The organism is Frankia sp. Allo2, assembly GCF_000733325.1.
Lineage (GTDB): Bacteria > Actinomycetota > Actinomycetes > Frankiales > Frankiaceae > Frankia > Frankia casuarinae.
This window is the reverse complement of sequence record NZ_JPHT01000002.1, coordinates 129,043-149,437: the sequence shown is the minus strand read 5'-3', so window position 1 is coordinate 149,437 and position 20,395 is coordinate 129,043. Positions and strand designations below refer to the sequence as shown.

The window sequence follows — 20,395 nt, the reverse complement described above, 5'->3', positions numbered from 1 at the left end:
ACCATTCCGCGGATGAAGGCGGGTGAGGTGTGTCTCCGGCAGGATGAGGGAGGGAACATCCACTGCTACCGACCGGCTGCCCCGACAGCGCCGGTCGGCCGCCAAGCCTAGGGAGTCACCCGTGGTCACGCAGTCCGCCGATGCGCACCAGCCCGCGAACGCGGTCACGGAGACCGACCCCGCGGCCGGAGCGAGCGTCACCGGCGCCGTGCGGTCGGGGACGTCCCCGGTCGACACCGACGTCGACATGCTGATCGTAGGCGCCGGTCCGGCCGGTCTCTACGGCGCCTACTACGCCGGATTCCGCGGCATGTCGGTCGCGCTCATGGACTCGTTGCCCGAGGCCGGCGGTCAGGTCACCGCGATGTACCCGGAGAAGGTGATCTACGACATCGCGGGTCTGCCGGCCGTCCGGGGGCGGGAACTGATCGACGCCCTGTTGATCCAGGCGAACCAGTTCTCCCCCACCTACCTGCTGGGCCAGCAGGCCGCCGAGCTGGCCCACAAGCCGGACGCCGTGGTGGTGACCAGCAGCCAGGGCCTTCGGGTACGCGCCAAGGTCGTCGTCATCACCGGCGGTCTCGGCACCTTCGCCCCCCGCCCGCTGCCCACCGGCACCGCGCATCTGGGCCGCGGCCTGGTCTACTTCGTGCCCAAGCTCGACGTCCACACCGGCCAGGACGTCATCGTGGTCGGCGGCGGGGACAGCGCCTTCGACTGGGCGCTGGCCCTGGAGCCGATCGCCCGCTCGGTCACCCTCGTGCACCGGCGGGACCGGTTCCGGGCGCATATGTCCACAGTCGAGCGGGTCGAGGCGTCCTCCGTCGAGATCCTGACCTTCACCGAGGTCGCCATGGTCCACGGTGAGGAGTGGATCGAGAAGGTCGAACTGGTGCAGACCCGCACCGGCGACCGACATGTCCGACCCGCGCAGGCGGTCGTCGCCGCGCTCGGATTCACCGCCGACCTCGGACCGCTGACCCGCTGGAATCTGACCATTGACAAGCGGCACATTGTCGTCGACCCGACGATGGCGACCGGGGTCGAGCGGATCTTCGCGGCCGGCGACATCACCGAGTACCCGGGGAAGGTCCGCCTGATCGCGACGGGTTTCGGGGAGGCCGCGACGGCGGTCAACAACGCGGCGCCGCTGGTGGACCCGTCGGCAAAGATCTTCCCGGGGCACAGCTCCGACGACGGCACCGGCGGCTGAGCGCCCGGCGGGCGTGGCCGACAGGCGTGGCCGACGGATGCGGCCGACGGATGTGGCCGTTTCCGACCGGGCACCGGCGGACCCGCGGCGCACACTGGGAACATGCGCGGTCTACTGGTGATCGGTCACGGATCCCGGCGGGACGAGGCGAACGCGACGGTTCGGGAACTCGCCCACCGGCTCCTGGTCGATCCCGGCCATGTGGTCGATCCCGGCCATGCCGCCGCGCCATGGACGTGGGGGGCGGTCGAAGCCGCCTTCCTTGAAATCGCCCAGCCCGACATCGCCACCGGGTACGCCACGCTGGCCGACGCGGGATGCACCGAAATCGTCGCCTACCCGTTCTTCCTGTTCGACGGCAACCACACCCGCCGGGACATCCCGGCGGCACTGGAGGGCGCCCGGTGCCGGCACCCGACGACCCGATGGGTGCTGTCGGAGCCGCTCGGGCTGCACGCGAGCGTCGTCGACGCGGTCCGCGCGCGACTCGACGACACCCTGCGTCTCCTGGTCCGCGAAGCCGATGCNGCCACCCTGAAGATCAACCCCCAGGCGAGCCGGTGGACCGGCTGGTGACGACGAAGTCCGCGACGGCGGCCGCGAGCGGATGGACCCCGGGTTCGGTGGGCACGATGTCCACCCGCATGCCCGCCGCCGCGCAGGCCAGCGCGCTGCGTCGACCCATCGCCGCGATGAGCAGATCGGGCGGGAGAGGTCCGTAGATCTCGGCGGTGCCGCGGGCGGCGGTGGACGACGCGAAGACCGCGACGTCGAAGTCGCCATGCCGGAGCTCCTCGGCGATCCGGGGATCCGGCTCGGCGGTCACGTCGGTGAGCAGCGGCACCCGGCGCAGGGAACACACCGCGTCCGGCGGGTCCGCCGCGCCGGCGATCAGCACCCGCGACGAGCCGGTCGGACCGGCGGGACCGGTCGACGATGGATCCGCGGACAGCGGATCCGTGGACAGCTCGGCGACGGGCACCGAGGCGAGGCCCAGGCCGTCAAGCGCTTCCGCGGCGTCCTCGCGGGCCGCGACGAGAGTCAGGCCGGCCAACGCCCGCACGTCGGTGCCGGCTCGACGCAGCAGGGTCACCACGGCGGCGACCTCGTCCGCATCGGCCAGCAGCAGGCCGCCCGCTCCCGGCAGCGCCGCCACCAGCGCGGCACCGGCGTCCTCGACCGGCGCGGGCCGGGCAACGACGGTCTCGACCGCATCCGCGCCCAGCTGCCGCAGCCGGCGAGCCAGCAGACCCGGCCGCGGCCGGGTACGGGCCACGAGTACCCGGATCCCGGTGAGCGGCCCCGCCTCCAAGGCCAGCGCGTCCCGGCGCGCCGCGACCTCTCCGACCACGATCACCGCGGGAGACCGCACACCGGCCGCGATCGCGTCGATCGCCAGCGCGTCCAGGGTGGTCCGCAGGACCCGCTGCGCCGGGGTCGCCCCGCGCTCGATGACCGCGACCGGCGTCGCCTCGGGGCGACCGCCGGTGAGCAGCGCGTCGGCGATGTCCATGAGACGCGCCACCCCCATCAGGATGACGATGGTCGCCCGGGAGGCCGCGAGAGCGGCCCAGTCCACCGTCGACTCCGGATGGCCGGGTGGCAGGTGCCCCGAGACGATGGCAACTTCCTGCGCGAGACCACGATGGGTGACCGGGATGCCGGCACAGGCGGGTACGGCCAGCGCCGAGGTGACGCCGGGCACGACGGTGCACGCGACCCCCGCCGCGGCGCAGGCCTGCGCCTCCTCGCTGCCTCGCCCGAGCATGTAGGGATCGCCGCCCTTGAGGCGGACGACGCGCGCACCGGCGCGCGCCCGGTCGACGAGGACCGCGTTGATCTCCTCCTGGGTCCACGACGGGGCGGCCGGGCTCTTGCCCACGTGGATGATCTCGGCGCCGGCCGGGGCGGCGCCGAGGAGGACGGCCGCGGCGAGCCGGTCGGTGACCACGACGTCCGCGTTCGCCAGCACCTCACGGCCGCGAACGGTGAGCAGACCGGGATCGCCCGGACCCGCGCCGACCAGCCAGACCTCACCCACACTTCGCCCGTCCGTCACGGCGTGCACCGTACCTGCTCGGTTGCCTTCGAACACCGGCAGCCGGCAGGCCCGAGGAGGTCAGTGGATGCCGCACTCCGTCTTGATCGAACCGACCCACCGGCCCTCCCGGCCGGCGCCCCGCCGGGTGCACGGCCAGCAGCCGACCGAGTCGTAACCATCGGAGAGGAGCGGGTTGACGATGACGCCGTGCTCGGCCACGTAGCGTTCGACGTCCTCGTCGGTCCAAGCCGCGAGCGGGTGGATCTTCACCTTGCCCCGTCGGGCGTCCCAGTCGACGNCCCGGAGCTTCGCCCGGCNGGGCGNCNCCGCCCGCCGCGACCCCGCGGCCCAGGCACGGTAGGGCGCCAGGGCCCGATCCAGCGGAACGACCTTGCGCATCCGGCAGCACAGGTCCGGGTCGGTCCGGTAGAGGTCCTGGCCGTAGACGGCGTCCTGGCCGACGACGGTGAGCTGCGGACGGGCGCTGATGATCGGCAGGTCGTAGGTTCCGGCCACCGCGTCCCGGGTACCGACGGTCTCGGGGAAGTGATAACCGGTGTCGATGAAAACCACGGGGACGTCGGACCGAATCCGGGCGAGCATGTCCACGAGGATCGCCTCAGCCATCGAGGCGGCGATCGCCAGCTTCGTCCCGAATTCCCCGACCGCCCAGCGCAGGATCTCCTCCGCCGGCGCGCCCTCGAGGTCGTCCCCGGCCCGCAGCGCCCGGGCCTGCAACGCGGCATCCATCAGCTCGTCTCCTCGTCGTCACGCAACCCGGCTCCGGCGACGCCGCAGGCGGATGCCGCGGTCGTCCACCGGGCAGCCGCCCGGGTGCTGTCCATTGCCGATCACCGTGCCGCCTGCTCTTCCGCCGCGCCGAACGCCCCGCCCGTGATGACGGCGGTCCCGCCCGAGGCGACCGCGAGGGCCGTCAGGCTCAGCCGGAAGCCCCGCAGGCAGGACCGGCACGCCCAGTACCCGTGACCATGTCCCGCGCCGGAGCCCTCCGGCGGCGTGTCCGGGACGATGTCCTCCTCGCCGCAATACGGGCAGTAGAAGGGCACCACCCGCTCACCGCTAGCCATCTGCGGCACCGAGCGCCGTCAGTTGGGCCTCGTCGGCCCGCTCCGCCCAGTCCGCGAAGCTCTCCCCCGCGGTCCGGTCCGCCCGGTAGGTCTCCAGCACCGCGACGACGTAGTCGACGAGGCCGTCGGCGGTCACCTTCAGACCACGCGACTTGCGGCCCAGCCGCGACCTGGTGCCCAGGTGCCCGCCGAGGTGGACCTGGAAGCCCTCGACCATCTCACCGGTGGCGTCGTCCGGTACCAGGGAGCCCTTGAGCCCGATGTCGGCGACCTGAAAGCGGGCGCAGGCGTTGGGGCAGCCGTTGACGTTGATCCCGATCGGCTCGTCGAAGTCGGGCAGCCGGCGTTCGAGCTCGTCGATGAGGTCGCGGGCCCGACCCTTGGTCTCGACGATCGCCAGTTTGCAGAACTCGATACCGGTGCAGGCCATCGTGCCGCGCCGGAACACGCTCGGGCGGACCACCAGGTCGAGCGCACCGAGTTCGGCCTCCAGCGCGTTGACGTCCGCGTCGGCGACATCGAGGATGACGAGCTTCTGCGTCGTCGTGGCGCGGATGCGGCCCTGCCCGAACCGGTCGGCGAGGTCCGCCACCGCGCTCAGCGTGGTCCCGCTGAGCCGACCCGCCCGCGGTGCGAACCCCACGGCGTTGCGGCCGTCGCGCTGGCGGTGCACCCCGATGTGGTCGCGCCCCTCGCTGCGCGGNGGGGCCGGCGGCGGGCCATCGGGCAGCGCCGAAGCCAGGTACTCCTTCTCCAGAGTCGCGCGCACCCATTCGGCGCCCATGTCCGCGACCAGGAACTTCAACCGGGCGCGGGTGCGCAGCCGTCGGTAGCCGTAGTCTCGGAACAGCGATACGACGCCGTGCCAGACCTCGGCAACCCGCGCCGGCGGCACGAACGCGCCCAGCCGCACGCCGAGCCGTGGGTTCGTCGACAGACCGCCACCGACCCACAGGTCGTAGCCGGCTCCCAGCTCCGGATGGACGACCCCGACGAACGCGATGTCGTTGATCTCGTGCAACGTGCAGTGGTCGGCGCAGCCGGAGATGGCGCTTTTGAACTTACGGGGCAGGTTGGCCAGCGTGGGGTCGCCGACGAACCGGCGGACGACCTCGTCGATCGCCTCGCTCCCGTCGATGATCTCGTCACCGTCGACCCCGGCGAGCGGGCAACCGAGGATCACCCGGGGGGTGTCGCCACAGGCCTCGGCGGTGGTCATGCCGGCGTTCTCCAGCGCCGCCCAGATCGCCGGCACATCCTCGATCCGGATCCAGTGGAGTTGGATGTTCTGCCGGTCGGTGACATCAGCGACGTCCCGGCCGTAGCAGGTGGAGACGTCGGCGATCACCCGGAGCTGATCCGAGGTCATCCGGCCGCCGTCGAGCCGGATGCGCTGCATGAAGTAGGAGTCGTCCAGTTCCTNGGGTTNGAGGANCNCCGNCCGCCCGCCACTGATCCCCGGCCGGCGCTGGGTGTACAGACCCCACCACCGGAACCGGCCCCGCAGGTCCTGGGGATCGATCCCGTCGAAACCGGTGCGCGGGTAGAGGTTGAGGATGCGGTCCCGCACCTCCAGGCCGCCTTGGTCCTTCTTCATCCGCTCGTTCGCGTTGAGCGGCTCGGAATATCCCAACGCCCACTGGCCCGCTCCCTTGGGTCGGGACGGGCGCGCGGACCGGGCAGGACGAGCAGGAGAAGTCATGAGATCTCTCGGTGCGCGAGGAAGTCGCGGCGCCGACAGCGGGCGCCACGAACGGAGACGTCAGCGGGGGCGGCGACAGCCGGCGCTGGAAACCCGCAGCAGGTCGACGTGCAGACGGGCGACGAGCATCGGCTCGATCACCAGGCACGGCACCGCGGGGGACGACGCAGCCCGGCGCCGGCGGGAGGCATCGACCGGAAGGCCCGACGCCTGCCCAACCGGCACCCCACCAGCGAGGGCGCACGTAGTCACGAGCCCATGTTTCCACAGAAGTACGGCCGATGGGCAAGTCGGGGCACTGTCCGGCCTACTTCGACCCGCCATGCTGCTCCAAACTGCAACAAACCGGACAGCCAGCCCCGAGATCGTCCATCATGGCCGATGCGACCGATGCGGCAACCATGACAGCCACCGAACATAAAACTCTATCATGCCAGTGGAGAAAATGAACAATTCTGCCAGTCGCAAGATCGCTCAGATCGTCCGGTGGACGGCGCACAGCCGTCGAAGCTGCTCCACCAGCGGACCGGTGGCCAGCCCTTTCTCCAGCAGGGCGTCCGCGCCGAGTTCCAGCACCTGGTCGAGCAACGCATCCTCAGAGAATCCCGTGAAAATCACCACCGTGGCCCGCGGCACGACCCGCCGGATCCGCGGCAGGGCGGCGATGCCGTCGAGGACCGGCATGGCCAGGTCAAGCAGCACGAGGTCCGGCTCGGTGCGGACGACCTCGTCGATCGCCTCCGCGCCGTTGGACGCGGCGCCGACGATCACGAAGTCGGGTTCGGTCTCCAGCAACAGGCACAATAGTTCGCGCACGCCGTCCGCGTCGTCAACGACGACGACGCGCCGTGGACCGGGCGGAGGCACCTGCTCCCCCGGAGGGGAACCACGGCCCACAGCGGAACCGCCGGCCAGGCCGACGGCCTTCTCCCCGACGAGCCCGACGGTGTCGGCATCCACCGAACGGCCGGTATCCACCATTCTTTTGTACGCGCCCCGCCCGACCCCGCGCATCGTCATTCAGGATGGTTTCCGAGGATGACCCACGTTGGCCATCAGGCCGATACCCGCAGACCGTCGCGAAGCACCGCAGCCTGGACGCGGCCGCGATAGCACACCATGCGGGAATAGCCCGTCCGGACGAGCCCTCGGCGATTCCGCCGCTTTCTGCCAACACTTCCGTGGCAACGCTCGCGTTTCCCAACAATAACCCAAGAAGGTCGGCATAATGTCTCGACGGAGGCGCGGTACGACGGACGACTTCCACGCTACGATCAATCGGTCGACCACGAAGCGCGACGCCGANCAACTTCGCCTGCCACCCGACAGCTGAGAGTAATCATTGGAACTGGATGTGTATGGGACTTTTGACCTCTAGTCTACTAGGGTGCAGTCTGGAGTAATCTGATCACTATCGGTGACTCTCTGCTGGCCATCGGGCGGGCGACCGTCAGGCGGGCGGGCAGAGACAGCACACGACTGCTGAGCTTCCCTCCTCGGGAGGCGGGACCTTGCCACGCGGAAGGACGTCACAGATGCGGCAACGGAGCCGAGGCCGGCACGATGCGGCGACCGCCGAAGACCTGCTACCCGCTGAGGTCCGACGGCGGCGCTGTGAACGTGTCCTCTCTCGGGAGGAGCTCGCCCGACGCACCGGCTACAGCCGCCAGTACATCGGTCAGCTCGAACANCCCAGCCGAGGCATCCCCTCCCGGCCGGTGATCGCCGCAGTCGACGCGGCGCTGGAGGCCGGGGGCGCCCTCATCGACCTGCGTGAGGCAGCCGTCGCCGCCCGGGCGGAACGCCTGCGTCGCAGGCCCGATCCGGAGCGGGAGTCCCGCCGCCGGGTTTCGGATCTGCTCGACCACCGCCGGTCGGACACCGAACTGGACTACCTCGATCGGTTGGTGGCCGATCTGATCGCCAAGGCCGATCGGCTCGATCCACAGGACGTCACCGCCCAGGTGCTGGAGCAGCAGAACGTCGTCGACAACCTGCTACACACGCCCATGCTGCCGCACCAGCAGTTCCGGCTGTTCATGCTCGCGGGTCACCTGGCCGGGCTGCTCGCCATCTCCCTGTTGGACGTGGACGAGCTCGCGGGAGCCAGCACCTGCTGCCTCGAGGCGGCGGTGTTCACCGAGCTGACCGGTCACGAAGGACTACGGGCCTGGACCCTCGCGGTCAACAGCCTCATCGACGCGGCCGCCCGGCAGGTCTGCGAGGGCACCGAACCCGGCACCGAACCCGGCATCGTGTCCGGCGACGGCCCCGGGGCCCCCGTGCCACCGGACCCACGGTCCGGGCCGCCAGGTGAGCCCAGCGCTCCGAGGTATGCTCTGGCCGACGGGGATGATTCCGGTGGCGAGACTCTCGACGAGATGCTGATCGCGCCGGGCGGGCGAGCCACCCCGCCCCGGTTGATCGCGCTGGTNAAGGGCCGTATCGCGCGCTTCGCCACGGCGAGTACGCGCCGAGCGGTTCCGATTCCGCCGACCAGTATCTCCCGCGCGTTCCGACCACCGGTCTGAGCGGGGTTCCGACCGCCGGCCTGAGTGGCGCTCAGACGTCCGCGAAACGCAGTTCGCGCAGCGCCGGAACATCACCTCGCCGCGCGGCACGTCCGGCGAAGGCGATAATCCCCGCCTGCTGGCGCGCACCAAGCCGAAAGTCGAGAGTGGTGAAATACCGGGCCAGCGTGCCCGGGTCGAACACCTCAAAACGGGCCGCCCGCGCCGCGACCTCGTCCACATCACGCAGCGCCAGGTCGAGTCCGGAGCGGAACGCGCCGTGCACCTCCTTGACCACCCCGGGACGGCGTTCGGCGAAGGACCGTCGGGCGGCCCACACGGCGAACACCATGGGCAGGCCGGTCCACTCCTGCCAGGCGGCACCGAGATCGATGAGCCGGAGAGGATGGTCCGGACCGCCCCGCTCGGCGTCGTAGGTCGCCCGTAGCGCGGTATCCCCGATGATCACCGCGGCATCCGCCTCCCGCAGCATCGACGGCAGGTCCGGCGGCATCGTCACGTACTCCGGTCGCAGGCCGTGGCGCTCCTCCAGCAACATCCGGGCGAGCAGCACGCTGGTCCTGGACGTCGAGCCGAGCGCGACGGTCCGGATCTCCGCGAGCGGCGCCGCCGTGCTCAGCACGACGGACAGGACCGGACCGTCGGAGCCGACCGCGAGGTCGGGCAGCACGACGAGCTCGTCGGCATGCCGGAGGTACTCCACCAGGCTGATCGGACCGATATCGAGATCGCCGACGATCAGCGCGTCGTTCAGCCGGTCCGGGGTGTCCTTCGTCAGCTCGATGTCGAGCAGAGCACCGGAGTGGACCAGTCCCCAGTACAGCGGCAGGCAGTTCAGAAACTGGATGTGCCCCACCCGGGGACGGGCCTGGGTATCGCCGTCGTCGTCCGCTCCGGCTCCGGTCAACACCGTCCGCCCCGGCGCTCCTCCATGACCTCGATGACCGCGCGGCGCTGGCGCAACGCCAGGGGATAGCTGAGCAGCCCGCTGAACACCACGGCCAGGGCGAAGGCCAGCAGCCCGTTCACCCCCAGCAGCAGGACCACGGCCAGCACCGCTCCGAAGAGCACCACGCGTACCGCGAAGTACCGCAGGTTGATGCCGAGCAGGCCGCGCTCGCCCGCCTGGCCCGATTCGGTCGGCGAGTCGGGCATCGCCCGCTGTGGCCACGAAACCCGCTGTGGCCACGAAACCAGCCGCCTACGCGATTGCGCCATCACGTCCTCCGTCTCTTCGTCGGCACCCAGCCGAGCCGGCGCAGCACGGTCGGGAAGAAGCCCAGCCCCAGGAAGACGACGAACAGACCCAGCAGGCCGGCGGCACCGATCGGCAGACCGATCCAGTCGAGCACCACATACCCGGCCACCCCCGGAAACAGGATCACCAGGAAGGCCAGCACAAAGATCGATCCGATGCCGGGTGCTCCGTGGGGCCGGACAGGCCCGGAACCCCCGGGCGCCGGCGACTCCTCGGATCCGCGGGCCGGCCCCGGCCCCTCCCCGGTGCCCATCCGGTCCACCGGTCAGGCGTCGATCGAGGTCGGGACGTCACGCCGAGCCGGGTCGGGACCGTCGTAGACACGGATCTCCCGGTAGCGGGTGTCCCGCTCGACCGGGCGGAAGCCGGCGTCGCGGATGATTGCGAGCAGATCCTCGCGGGTCATGGTGTGCGGCGTCCCGAACCGGTCCGCATCGTGCGTGATCTTGTACTCGACAACGGAACCGTCGAGGTCGTCGGCGCCGAAGTTCAACGCGAGCTGCGCCGTGGTGAGACCATGCATCACCCAGAAGCACTTGATGTGGTCCACGTTGTCGAACAGCAGCCGGGAGACGGCGAACGTCTTCAACGCCTCGGCCCCCGTCGCCATCGGCTGGTTCATCAACCGGTTGCGCGGGTCGCCGGCGGCGTCGTGCTGGAAGCGCAGCGGGATGAAGACCGTGAACCCGCCCGTGGAATCCTGCAGCTCACGCAGCCGCAGCACGTGGTCCACCCGGTGCCGGGGGTCCTCGACGTGCCCGTACAGCATCGTGCACGGAGTGCGCAGGCCCTTGGCGTGGGCGAGCCGGTGGATGCGCGACCAGTCCTCCCAGTGCGTCTCGTGACCGACGATCTTCTGGCGGACCTCCCAGTCGAAGATCTCCGCGCCGCCGCCGGTGAGCGACTCGAGTCCCGCGTCGATGAGCTCGTCGAGGATCTCATCGGCGGACAGGCCACTGATCTTCTCAAACCAGTGGATCTCGGTAGCGGTGAACGCCTTCAAGGCGACGCCGGGCAGCGCCTTGCCGAGCTCCCGCAGCGAGCGCGGATAGTAACGCCAGGGCAGCGTCGGATGCAGACCGTTGACGATATGCAGCTCGGTGATCCCGGCCGGCTCCATCTCCTTCGCCAGCCGGACAGCCTCCTCGATGCGCATGGTGTAGGCATCGGACTCACCGGGCTTGCGCTGGAACGAGCAGTACGCGCAGGACGCCGAGCAGACGTTCGTCAGGTTCAGATGCCGGTTGACGTTGAAGAAGGTCTTGTCGCCGTTCTTTCTGGTGCGAACCTCGTGGGCGAGACCGCCCAACCAGACGAGGTCGTCGCTGGCGTACAGCGCCTCCCCGTCGGCACGGCTCAGTCTCTCGCCGGCGGAAACTTTGNCCTCGATCNCCCGNTTGANCCCANCATCCATNCCTNCCANCCTAGCCCGCCGGTCTCGGTGTCCTCGGAGGCGAGCACGGCTGCCCGGTCACAGCCGCCCCGCGATCCGCCCCGCGATCCGGCGGGGCGTCCGACTACTCGCGGCTACCCGGCGTTCCCGCTGTTCCCGCTGTTCCCGGCGTTCCCGGCGTTCCCGGCGTTCCTCGCATCCGGGCGCTGAGCGGCCCGCTGTGCGGCCCTGCGCTGCATCCGCCCGAGCGGCCAGGTCAGCAGTCCGGCGACAGCGAACCCAACGAGCAGCGCCATCAGCAGGTTCAGCCCGACGGCCACCAGGATCACGGTAATCACGGCGAGGGCTGCGACGCGGATCAGGAAATACGGCAGTTGCGCACGCAGGTTCACGTCCTGCGGCGCGGGCCGCTCGGCGCGAGTGGGACGACCCGGCCGCGCCGAGGCGGATCTGCGTGCCGTGGCCCCGTCCNCCCCNCCGGTTCCCCGGCCCCGGTTCCTCGTCGGTCCGCGCCCNCCCGTCGCCATATCGTCCTCATCCCGCCGGCACCGCGGCCCCGGTCGGGGCCCGTTCCCGACAACTGTGCCTGTCCGGGTGGGGCCTGCGCCAGGGGGAACAGACGTCACCCGGCCGGTGGCGCCGTCTCGACCTCCAGCAGGTCACGGCGGTCCGCCAGGTCACGGCGGGCGCCGCCGAGCTCGCCGGTCCAACGCCGGAAGAGCGTGTGCGGCACGTCGGCGGCGTCGAGCACCCGCCCGGCCACGAAGTCGACGAGATCGCCGGCCGTCCGCACACCCGCGTAAAACCCCGGGCTCGCCGCGGCCACCACCGCCCCGGCGTCGTGCAGGTCCAGCATGTGGCGCAGCGTCGCGCGGGTGTAGGGCATCTCCCGCGGGACGACGATCAGACGGCGGCCTTCCTTGAGCGTGACATCCGCCGACCGCTGCAACAGATCCTTGGACAGTCCCAGGGTGATGCCGGCCAGGCAGGCGGTGCTCGCCGGGACGACGATCATCCCGCGAGTCGGGTACGAACCGCTGCTCGTCGGCGCCCCCAGATCACCAGGGGCATGTACCGCGACGAGGGTGGACACCGTATCGGCCAGCACGTCACGATCGGCCAGCCGCGCCGACAGACCCTCCGGAGGTGACACCCCGCCCAGGGGCATGGACAGCCACGTGACCAGGGCTTTCGCCCAGGCGGAGTCACGCCAGGCGATACCCGTCTCATCGAGCAGGGTCAGGCGGGCCGCGCGGGACAGCACCAGATCGACTGGCAGCCGAGCGGCCAGCAGGCCACGCAGCACCGCGGCCGCGTAGGGGGTTCCACTGGCGCCGCTCACCCCGACCACCCACGGCAGGCGCGCTCCGGCCCCCTCCTCGGGGGCACTGAACACATCGGCCATGACGAATCCGATGCTCAGACGGCCAGACCACGGCTGGCGAGATCGACAACGGCGAAGAGGAACAAGACGATGCCGACGAATCCGTTCGCGGTGAGGAAGGCCCGGTTGACCCGCGACAGGTCGTTCGGGGACACGATGGCGTGCTCATAGCAGAATGCCGCCGCCGTCAGCACGAGCCCAGCCCACCACCACGGACCGGCGTTGTCCATCAGCCCGTAGACGATGAACAACGCAAAGGTGATCATATGCGTAACCGTGGAACCAATGAGCGCGGCCCGCACCCCGAACCGGGCCGGCACCGCACGCACGCCGATGCGCCGGTCGACCTCGGCATCCTGGCAGGCGTAGATCACGTCGAAGCCGCCGATCCAGCTACCGACCGCAAGGCCGAGCACCAGTGCGGCCCAGGACCACTCACCGGTGACCGCGATCCACGCGCCGACCGGGGCCACCGCCTGGGCGATGCCGAGCACGGCGTGCGGGAAGTCGGTGAACCGTTTCGCGTAGGGGTAGACGACAAGCGGCGCGACGGCGACCGGCGCGAGCAGCAGGCAGAGCCAGGACAAGGCCGCGGCGGCGGTGAGGAAGACGGCGAGCGCGACCGCGGCGCCGACGACCGCCGTACGCACCGAGACCACGCCGGTGACCAGCTCTCGGTTCGCCGTCCTCGGATTACGGGCGTCGATCGCGCGATCGATGACCCGGTTTGCGGCCATGGCGAAAGTTCGGGCCGCGACCATCGCCACGGTGACGAGGGCGAGGTCCGACCAGTGCACCGACCGGGAATCCGCGAACGAGGCGGCGAGCGCCGCGATGTAGGCGAACGGCAGCGCGAAGACCGAGTGCTCGATGACGACGAGCCGCAGAAACGCCCGTACCCGGCCGGTGGCGTGTCCCGGGCCGGCTCCCGACCCTCGCCCGACCGACTCCGACGCGCCAGGCACCCACGCGGCGTCACTCACCGCGATCACCACTCCTTGTTCCTTGCCCAGCCAGAGGCCCCAGCGTCCTTTTTGTCCCTCTGGCTAGGCAAGAAAAACGGAGGACGGTCACAGGCCATACTCCTTCCATCGGCGGGTGACCCGTTCGCGGACCGCCTCGTCCATGACGATCTCCTCCGGCCAGCCGCCGTCGCGCCGGTAACCCTCGCTCGGTAGCTTGCGGGTCGCGTCCACACCGACCTTGCCGCCCCAGAACTGCTCGTAGGCGGCGTGGTCGAGATGGTCCACCGGCCCGATGGTGGTGATCAGGTCGTGGGCATAGTCGACGTTGCCGAAGGCGCGCCAAGCGACCTCGTGGTAGTCGTGCACGTCGCAGTCGGCGTCGACGACCACGATCAGCTTCGACAACGACAGCAGCCCGGCCCCCCAGACCGCGTTCATCACCTTCTGCGCGTGCTTCGGATAACGCTTCTCGATGGAGACGATGCAGCAATTGTGGAACACCCCCGCCTCGGGCAGGTCGTAGTCGACGATCTCGGGAATCATCATCCTGACCAGTGGCAGGAAGATCCGTTCGGTGGCCTTGCCCATCGGACCGTCCTCCTGCGGCGGCCGACCGACCACGATCGTCTGGAACACCGGGTCACGCTGCATCGTCATCACGTCGACGTGCAGCGCCGGGAACGGTTCGACGGGCGTGTAGAAGCCGGTGTGGTCGCCGAACGGCCCCTCGGGCAGCCGCTCCCCCGGCTCGAGCCAGCCCTCGATCACCACCTGTGCGTTCGCGGGCACCCGCAGCGGGACGGAGAGGCAGTCGACCATCTCCACCCGCTCGCCGCGCAGGTAACCGGCGAACAGGTACTCGTCGAGGTCGGCAGGCAGGGGGGCGGACGCGGCGTAGGTGACCGCCGGGTCGCACCCGAACGCGATGGCGACCGGCAGCCGCTCCCCACGCCGCTCGGCGACCGCGTGATGCGCGTTGGAGTCCTTGTGGATCTGCCAGTGCATGCCGACGGTGCGTGCGTCATGGCGTTGCAACCGGTACATCCCGAGGTTACGCGCCCCGGTCTCGGGGTGCTTCGTGTGCGTCAGACCGAGGTTGAGGAAGGCCCCGCCGTCGTTCGGCCAGGCGTGCACCCCCGGCAGCCGGAACAGGTCGACGTCCGGACCCTTGAGGACGACGTCCTGGCAGGGCGCGGTCCGGACCCGGCGGGGCGGGACCGAGGCGAGCGACGCTGCCTTGCCGAACGCCTCACGCAACCCGGACAGGCCGATCGGCAGCTGCGGGCGCAGCAGCGCGCCGAGCCGTTCACCGATGTCGTCCAGCGCCTCGACGCCGAGCGCGGCAGCCATCCGCTCCTCGGTGCCGAACACATTGATCGCCAGCGGCATGTCGGCGCCGGCCGGGGACTCGAACAGCAGAGCCGGCCCGCGCTCCCGTACCACCCGGGTCACGATCTCGGTGACCTCGAGACGCGGGTCGACGGGTACGGTGACGCGGCGCAGATCCTTCCGCCTTTCGAGATGAGCAAGGAACGCACGCAGATCCGCCCAGGCCATGAGCTCCATCCTCGCAGTCGCCACGGGTGGATGCCCGACCGCCCACAGGTGGTCACGATCCCAGTTCAACACGTCACGTCCCGGGCACGGCCTCGTCGGATAACGGACCGGGAGGACGAGGAGCCGGCGCGGAAGGCACACTAGAGATACACGGGCCGGCCATCACCACGACATGTACGTCCGTCGCGGGCCATAGCGGACGGTACGTGCTCGCCTGACCCATCTGGTGAGGTCGCCCGTCCGTGGCGCCATCCGTCCGTGACGTCGCCACGGGTCGGGGGTTTCGCCACGGGTCGGGGATTAGATGCCCGCGGATCGGATGTTCCATACCTGACAGGCCAAGACGGACATAACGATCAAGAAAAGCAGGAAGGAGCGACCGGCCGGTGCTGGGCCTCGCGCTGACGTTTGTGATCATTGGTGTTTGGGCTTACGCGATCATCGATGTCTTCGGGACACCCCCCGAGGAGGTTCGGATCATGCCCAAACTCGCGTGGATCGTAGCAGTGATCTTCCTTGGTATCTTCGGCACCGCCGGATGGTTTTTCTTCGGTCGACCTCGCGCGAACAGCGTCGGCGAGCGGCCGTTGCGCCGGCCGGTCTCCGACCATCCGGCCTTCGGGCAACGATCGTCCTGGGGCATCGACAGCCGGCGTGATGGCGGCTTCGGCCGGTACAGCGCGCGGACGGGCACCCGCCGGGCCGCCGTCCGGCCGAAGGGTCCCGACGACGACCCGGACTTCATGCGGGAGCTGTCCGCCCGGATCCGCAAGGGCGAGGCCGGACCTCCGTCGTCATCGTCCCGCGGCTGAGCCGCATGGACGCGGGGGATCCAGGGGCACGAGCCCGCGGCTGACCGGCTCCGCGCACCGGGACGAGCAGCGGTCCGTCGTTCCGGTACGCGGCCGAGCGGGGTGTTCTCCGCAGGCTGCGGGTGGCCCGCCCGTTCTCCCCGGCGGGGCCAGGCCGGGACCAGGGAGCAGCAGCCGTGGGGAGGGTCAGATGCCGGCGTAGGAGTGCAGCCCCGAGATGACCAGATTCACCAGGTAGTAGTCCACGAACAGGGCGCTGAAGGCCAGCAGCGAGATCGCCGCGGCCCGCCGCCCACGCCATCCGGCCGTCGCGCGGGCGTGCAGGTAGGCGGCGTAGCAGACCCAGGTGATGAACGACCACGTCTCCTTGGGGTCCCACCCCCAGTAGCGGCCCCATGCTGATTCCGCCCAGATCGCCCCGGCAATGATCGCGAAGGTCCAGATCGGGAACGCGAACGCGATGACCCGGTAGGACAGGGTGTCGAGCGCCGCCGACGACGGCAGGCGCATGACGATGCCGCCCCGGCGCTGCATGGCCTGGCTCGCGTCAGCCCGTCCGGCCGCGACCTCGGCCAGCCGATTTTCCCAACGCTCCTTGACGAGGAACAACACCGTGGTCACGGCGGAGACCAGGAACACCCCGCTGGCGACGATCGCACCGACCACATGGATCTTGAGCCAGTACGAGTTGAGCGCGGGCACCAGCGGTCCCGCTGCGACATAGAGCACAGTGCCGGCGAAACCGAGCGAGAGCACGACCGGCAGCATGACGAAGACGCCCAGCCACCGGACCGGCTGCCGGATCATCAGGGCGAGAAACGTCGTGACCGCGATCAGGCAGATCATCGACGAGAACTCGTACATGTTGCCCCAGGGCACCCGGTCCGCCGCGAGGCCACGAGTGATGACGGACCCCAGGTGCAGCGTCCAGCCGACGACCGTCAGCGCGACGGCGATCCGCCCGATCCACCGGGCACGCGCGGGAACCGCCACGTCGCCGTCGTTACCGGCGGCCAGCGTGTGCGCGGCGTTCGCCCGCCGCCGGACAGCCTCGATCTCCCGGGCCCGGGCCGCAGCGAGGGCCACGGCGGCGGGGTCGGACGGGTCGATCGGGGTCGCGGCCCCGTCGGTCGGGCCGGCCGCCTCGGCGGGATCGGCGGCGCCGCCGATCCCGCCGGCCGCCGCCCCGATCAGCGCTGCCGGCAGCCCGGCCCCCTGCCGTGCCGGGACGGCCGCCGCCTCCTGAGCCACGTCGTGGCGCAGGCCGAGCCGGCTGAACGCGAACTCGGCCGCGTAGCCGAGCATCGCCGTGGCGTACACCGCCTCGCCGCTGCCAAACAGATGATCGGAAAGGCTGGCTACGCCCTCGTTGACCGCCATCAGTGCTCCCGTTCGCTGGCACTCGACGCGGCATCGCCGGCTGCGGTGCCACCCGGTTCGGTACTACTGGGTTCGGTACTGCCCGGCTCGGTACTGGCTGGTTCGGTACTGGCTGGTTCGGCGCCGCTCGATTCCGAGGCGGTCGGCACGGACCGGTCGGTGCCCGCGGGCCCGGTGGCCTCGCGGACCAGGGTCGTGAGCTGGGCCAGCTCGACGGCGAACCCGTCGGCGTCGGAGCGGGACAGCCCACCGATCTCCACCGTGCACCCACCGGCGGCCGCTGGCCGGGCCCGCACCCATACCCGGCGGCGGCGCACCCGAAGACTCGCGATCAGCCCGACGATGATGAGGACCGCGAAGAGCAACGCCTCACCCTTGAACGGGTCGGACTTGACCTGGAAGGTGGCGAACTCGGCTACGCGGTCGGCCTCGAGGCTCATCCCGCCGGGTAGCCCGGTAAGGGTGCGCTGCCGCGGGTTGTCGAGGGCCAGGACCTGCGCGGTGCGCTCGCTGCCCGCCGGACCCGTCATCGTGATCTGGCGCAGGTCGCGGGTGTCGACCGTGTAGACGTTCTGTGGAATGCCCTCGTTGAGATGGAGGTTGCCGACGAATCCCGTGATCGTCAGACCGGGCGCGCGGGCGGCGGGGAACGCGGAGACGTATCCCTGGGTCGGGTCGAGGCGGGNGGNCGGCGTGAACACGCCGCTGAAGGCCAGCTGCTGGGGCTCCTTGCGGACGCCCAGCGCGGGCAGTCCGGTGTCGGGGATCTTGACGGTGCAGGTTGAGGTGAACATGCCGTCCCGCGGGGTACACGGCACGTTCGCCTCCCAGACGACCTTGCGTGCGGCGTCGCGAAGCACGAAGTGCGGGGCGAATCCATGCCCGATGAGGTAAATCTTGGCGTTGCCGATCACCAGCGGATGGTTGACGCGGATGGTCGCCTTGCGGGTCGGGGCGTTCAGCGCGGCGGCATACGTGACGTCGGCGCGGAAGTCGGACGGCTGGCCGCTTGGCTGGAACGTGGCGTTGAACCGGTCCAGCGTGAGCGAGAACGGACGCAGCTTCGCGGTGTCGACGCGCTGACCAGCGTTGAACTGGTCATAGGAGATGATCGTGTTCGCGAACCCGCTCCCGGAAACGACGAGCACGGTCCCGGAGTATCCGTACCAGGAACCGAAGCCCACCGCGGCGAGCAGCCCCACCAGGGCAATGTGGAAGACGAGGTTGCCGGTCTCGCGCAGGTACCCCTTCTCCGCGGCGACGGAGTGGTCGGCAGTCCCCTTCGCGTCGTGGGCCTCCCCAGCTGTGGCCGTGGCCCGGAAGCGCCGTCGGCGCAGCGCCTGCCGGGCAGCCGCCATCGCGTCGGCGGACTCCATCGGACTCGTCCAGGCGCTGCCGCCGGGCAGCCGGCCGGGCCGGGCCGGGGCCTTCGGCGGCGCGGTGAACAGCGCCCTGGCATGCCAGCGGATCCGGGACGACAGGCAGCCAATCAGGGAGATGAACAGCAGCAGGTAGATCGCCGCGAACCAGGGCGCGGCGAAGACGTCAAACCCGGAGAACCGGTCGAGCAGCGGACCGAGGGTGGGGTGGTCGGCGCGGTACTGCTCTACCCGCATCGGGTTGATGGCGCGTTGCGGCAGCAGCGATCCGGGCACGGCAGCCAGGGCCAGCAGGAACAGCAGCAGCAGCGCGGTGCGCATGCTGGTGAGCTGACGCCAGGACCGGACGGCGAGGGCAAGGGCCGGATGCCGGGTGAACCGGCCACCGGCGCCGGGAGCGCGCCCCGGTCCGCCGGTCGGCGTACCGGGGTCGTCGGACGACGGACCGGCCGCGCTGTCCGGCGGATCGAACGCCTCGGGGGCGGCGGCGCGGGCGTCGGCGTGCCCCTCGGGCAGACGGCGCGCGCTGGCCGCCGCGTCGGAGTCGAATCCCGCGGACTCGACGGCGGAATCGAGGTCGGACTTCTCAAGGTCGGACTCGACCTCGACGGTGTCGATGGGTTCGACGTCGACGGACCCGGCGGCGAGTGGCGCGGGATCGACGGCGAGTGCTGCGGGATCGACGGTTCCGGACGCAGGCGCGAGCCGGGCGTTCGAACGGGTTGAGGAGGTCACAGCGGCGTCTCCGAGAAGCCGGGGGCGTAGGGCCGTAGGTTCGCAACCAGGTCNGCCCACTCCCCCGTGAGTTGAAGCACTCCGACCGTGACGAGCAGCATGCCGCCGAGCAGGGTCAGGATGCGGGTATGCCGTCGCAGCACCCGCAGGGCGCCGACGGCACGTCGGAAAGCCAGTCCGACGGCGAGGAACGGCAGCCCGAGCCCGAGGCAGTACACCGCGGAGAGGAACGCTCCCCGCTGCGCCGTCGCGCTCGTCACCGCCAGCCCCAGGACGGCCGACAACGTCGGGCCGAGGCAAGGCGTCCAGCCGATTCCGAAGAGCACCCCCAGCACGGGCGCGCCGAGCAGGCCGGGCGCCGGCAACCGGTGGATGCGCCACTCCCTGTTCGCCCAGGACAGCCGGGAGAACACGCCGGCGAACGCGAGTCCCATCACAATGGTGACAACCCCGAGAAGCTGGCTGACGCCGACCTGATGGCGGGTGAGCCACTGCCCGAGCCCACCGAACGCCGCGCCGTAGGACACGAAGACCGCGGTGAAGCCGAGCACGAACAGACCCGTGCCCGCGGCGACCCGCCCACCCGCGCGCAGCCGGTACAGCCGCGGCCCGGGCGACCCGGTCCCCTCGTCGTCCCGGGCGAGGGCACCGGAGACCGCCGCCCCGCCGGCCACCGCCATGCCCGGCACCGCCGGCACCGCTACGGACACCGCCGGCATCGCCGGTGCCCGGCCCGGCAGCCCGCCCGGGGTGGCGGCAACTCGCCTCGAACGATCCTGAAGCTCCGCCCCGGACAGGCCGGTGACGAAGCTGAGATAGCCCGGCACCAGCGGAAGGACGCAGGGGGAGAGAAAAGAGAGCAGTCCCGCCGCGGCGGCGACCGGCGCGGCGAGCAGGACCGGCCCGTCGGTGATGAGCCCGACCACGCTCACCGCGGGTCCTCCGCCCCGGGCAAAC

The 20,395-nt window shown here is 70.7% G+C and carries 21 protein-coding genes; 4 read left to right on the top strand and 17 right to left on the bottom strand.

Features of this window, described 5'->3' with window-relative positions:
• Positions 1 to 247 precede the first annotated feature (247 nt).
• Both ALLO2_RS02925 and ALLO2_RS02920 read left to right on the top strand, forming a co-directional pair.
• A complete protein-coding gene (locus ALLO2_RS02925) occupies positions 248 to 1,213 on the top strand; it encodes an NAD(P)/FAD-dependent oxidoreductase (RefSeq protein WP_011434990.1) in 966 nt (321 codons plus the stop codon).
• A gap of 102 nt (positions 1,214 to 1,315) precedes the next feature.
• Positions 1,316 to 1,789, top strand: coding sequence for a sirohydrochlorin chelatase (locus tag ALLO2_RS02920; protein ID WP_011434989.1), 474 nt, complete (start codon positions 1,316 to 1,318; stop codon positions 1,787 to 1,789).
• On the opposite strand, the gene cobA is transcribed toward ALLO2_RS02920, so the two are convergent.
• The 6 genes from cobA to ALLO2_RS02890 form a co-directional block, all read right to left on the bottom strand.
• A complete protein-coding gene (gene cobA / locus ALLO2_RS02915; RefSeq protein WP_035729696.1) occupies positions 1,755 to 3,272 on the bottom strand; it encodes a uroporphyrinogen-III C-methyltransferase in 1,518 nt (505 codons plus the stop codon). The genes ALLO2_RS02920 and cobA overlap by 35 nt on opposite strands.
• Positions 3,273 to 3,332: 60 nt before the next feature.
• Positions 3,333 to 4,004: a phosphoadenylyl-sulfate reductase gene (locus ALLO2_RS02910; RefSeq protein WP_035729533.1), complete on the bottom strand. Its 672-nt coding sequence runs from the start codon at positions 4,002 to 4,004 to the stop codon at positions 3,333 to 3,335.
• A 101-nt stretch (positions 4,005 to 4,105) separates the two neighbouring features.
• Positions 4,106 to 4,342: a hypothetical protein gene (locus tag ALLO2_RS02905; RefSeq protein WP_011434986.1), complete on the bottom strand. Its 237-nt coding sequence runs from the start codon at positions 4,340 to 4,342 to the stop codon at positions 4,106 to 4,108.
• Positions 4,335 to 6,044 (bottom strand): nitrite/sulfite reductase, encoded by a 1,710-nt coding sequence (locus ALLO2_RS02900; RefSeq protein ID WP_035729531.1) that lies wholly within the window; start codon positions 6,042 to 6,044, stop codon positions 4,335 to 4,337. Before ALLO2_RS02900 ends, ALLO2_RS02905 begins: the two co-directional genes overlap by 8 nt.
• Positions 6,045 to 6,104: 60 nt before the next feature.
• Positions 6,105 to 6,296 (bottom strand): putative leader peptide, encoded by a 192-nt coding sequence (locus tag ALLO2_RS02895; protein WP_035729528.1) that lies wholly within the window; start codon positions 6,294 to 6,296, stop codon positions 6,105 to 6,107.
• Between the two features lie 222 nt (positions 6,297 to 6,518).
• Positions 6,519 to 7,004, bottom strand: coding sequence for a response regulator transcription factor (locus ALLO2_RS02890; RefSeq protein ID WP_035729690.1), 486 nt, complete (start codon positions 7,002 to 7,004; stop codon positions 6,519 to 6,521).
• A 575-nt stretch (positions 7,005 to 7,579) separates the two neighbouring features.
• Between ALLO2_RS02890 and ALLO2_RS02885 the strand changes: the two genes are divergently transcribed.
• Positions 7,580 to 8,575: a helix-turn-helix transcriptional regulator gene (locus ALLO2_RS02885; RefSeq protein WP_035729525.1), complete on the top strand. Its 996-nt coding sequence runs from the start codon at positions 7,580 to 7,582 to the stop codon at positions 8,573 to 8,575.
• Between the two features lie 31 nt (positions 8,576 to 8,606).
• Here ALLO2_RS02885 and ALLO2_RS02880 read toward each other — a convergent pair whose 3' ends face one another.
• The 8 genes from ALLO2_RS02880 to ALLO2_RS02845 form a co-directional block, all read right to left on the bottom strand.
• Positions 8,607 to 9,482 (bottom strand): menaquinone biosynthetic enzyme MqnA/MqnD family protein, encoded by an 876-nt coding sequence (locus ALLO2_RS02880; RefSeq protein ID WP_035729688.1) that lies wholly within the window; start codon positions 9,480 to 9,482, stop codon positions 8,607 to 8,609.
• A complete protein-coding gene (locus tag ALLO2_RS02875; RefSeq protein WP_051868632.1) occupies positions 9,479 to 9,730 on the bottom strand; it encodes a DUF4229 domain-containing protein in 252 nt (83 codons plus the stop codon). The genes ALLO2_RS02880 and ALLO2_RS02875 overlap by 4 nt, the downstream gene beginning before the upstream one ends.
• A 62-nt stretch (positions 9,731 to 9,792) precedes the next feature.
• The gene (locus ALLO2_RS02870) at positions 9,793 to 10,086 is read right to left on the bottom strand and encodes a hypothetical protein (protein WP_011434980.1); all 294 of its coding nucleotides are present in this window, start codon (positions 10,084 to 10,086) and stop codon (positions 9,793 to 9,795) included.
• A gap of 12 nt (positions 10,087 to 10,098) precedes the next feature.
• Positions 10,099 to 11,247 (bottom strand): aminofutalosine synthase MqnE, encoded by a 1,149-nt coding sequence (gene mqnE, locus ALLO2_RS02865; protein WP_035729522.1) that lies wholly within the window; start codon positions 11,245 to 11,247, stop codon positions 10,099 to 10,101.
• A gap of 113 nt (positions 11,248 to 11,360) precedes the next feature.
• Complete coding sequence (locus tag ALLO2_RS26875; RefSeq protein WP_232234850.1) at positions 11,361 to 11,618, bottom strand: hypothetical protein; 258 nt, start codon at positions 11,616 to 11,618, stop codon at positions 11,361 to 11,363.
• Positions 11,619 to 11,848: 230 nt separating this feature from the next.
• Positions 11,849 to 12,631: a UbiX family flavin prenyltransferase gene (locus ALLO2_RS02855; RefSeq protein WP_023839802.1), complete on the bottom strand. Its 783-nt coding sequence runs from the start codon at positions 12,629 to 12,631 to the stop codon at positions 11,849 to 11,851.
• Between the two features lie 14 nt (positions 12,632 to 12,645).
• Positions 12,646 to 13,593 carry a menaquinone biosynthesis prenyltransferase MqnP gene (gene mqnP / locus ALLO2_RS02850; protein WP_035729685.1) on the bottom strand — a complete coding sequence of 316 codons (948 nt, stop codon included), beginning with the start codon at positions 13,591 to 13,593 and terminating at the stop codon, positions 12,646 to 12,648.
• An 87-nt stretch (positions 13,594 to 13,680) separates the two neighbouring features.
• Positions 13,681 to 15,132 carry a menaquinone biosynthesis decarboxylase gene (locus ALLO2_RS02845; RefSeq protein ID WP_023839804.1) on the bottom strand — a complete coding sequence of 484 codons (1,452 nt, stop codon included), beginning with the start codon at positions 15,130 to 15,132 and terminating at the stop codon, positions 13,681 to 13,683.
• Positions 15,133 to 15,518: 386 nt separating this feature from the next.
• On the opposite strand from ALLO2_RS02845, the gene ALLO2_RS02840 reads away from it, so the two are divergent.
• A complete protein-coding gene (locus ALLO2_RS02840; RefSeq protein ID WP_011434974.1) occupies positions 15,519 to 15,944 on the top strand; it encodes a PLD nuclease N-terminal domain-containing protein in 426 nt (141 codons plus the stop codon).
• Positions 15,945 to 16,130: 186 nt separating this feature from the next.
• Here ALLO2_RS02840 and ccsB read toward each other — a convergent pair whose 3' ends face one another.
• From ccsB to ALLO2_RS02825, 3 genes are all read right to left on the bottom strand, one after another.
• Positions 16,131 to 17,324, bottom strand: a complete 1,194-nt coding sequence (gene ccsB / locus ALLO2_RS02835) for a c-type cytochrome biogenesis protein CcsB (RefSeq protein ID WP_011434973.1) — start codon at positions 17,322 to 17,324, stop codon at positions 16,131 to 16,133.
• Positions 17,324 to 19,438 (bottom strand): cytochrome c biogenesis protein ResB, encoded by a 2,115-nt coding sequence (locus ALLO2_RS02830; protein ID WP_035729520.1) that lies wholly within the window; start codon positions 19,436 to 19,438, stop codon positions 17,324 to 17,326. The genes ccsB and ALLO2_RS02830 overlap by 1 nt, the downstream gene beginning before the upstream one ends.
• Positions 19,435 to 20,370: a cytochrome c biogenesis CcdA family protein gene (locus ALLO2_RS02825; RefSeq protein ID WP_011434971.1), complete on the bottom strand. Its 936-nt coding sequence runs from the start codon at positions 20,368 to 20,370 to the stop codon at positions 19,435 to 19,437. Before ALLO2_RS02825 ends, ALLO2_RS02830 begins: the two co-directional genes overlap by 4 nt.
• Positions 20,371 to 20,395: the final 25 nt, after the last annotated feature.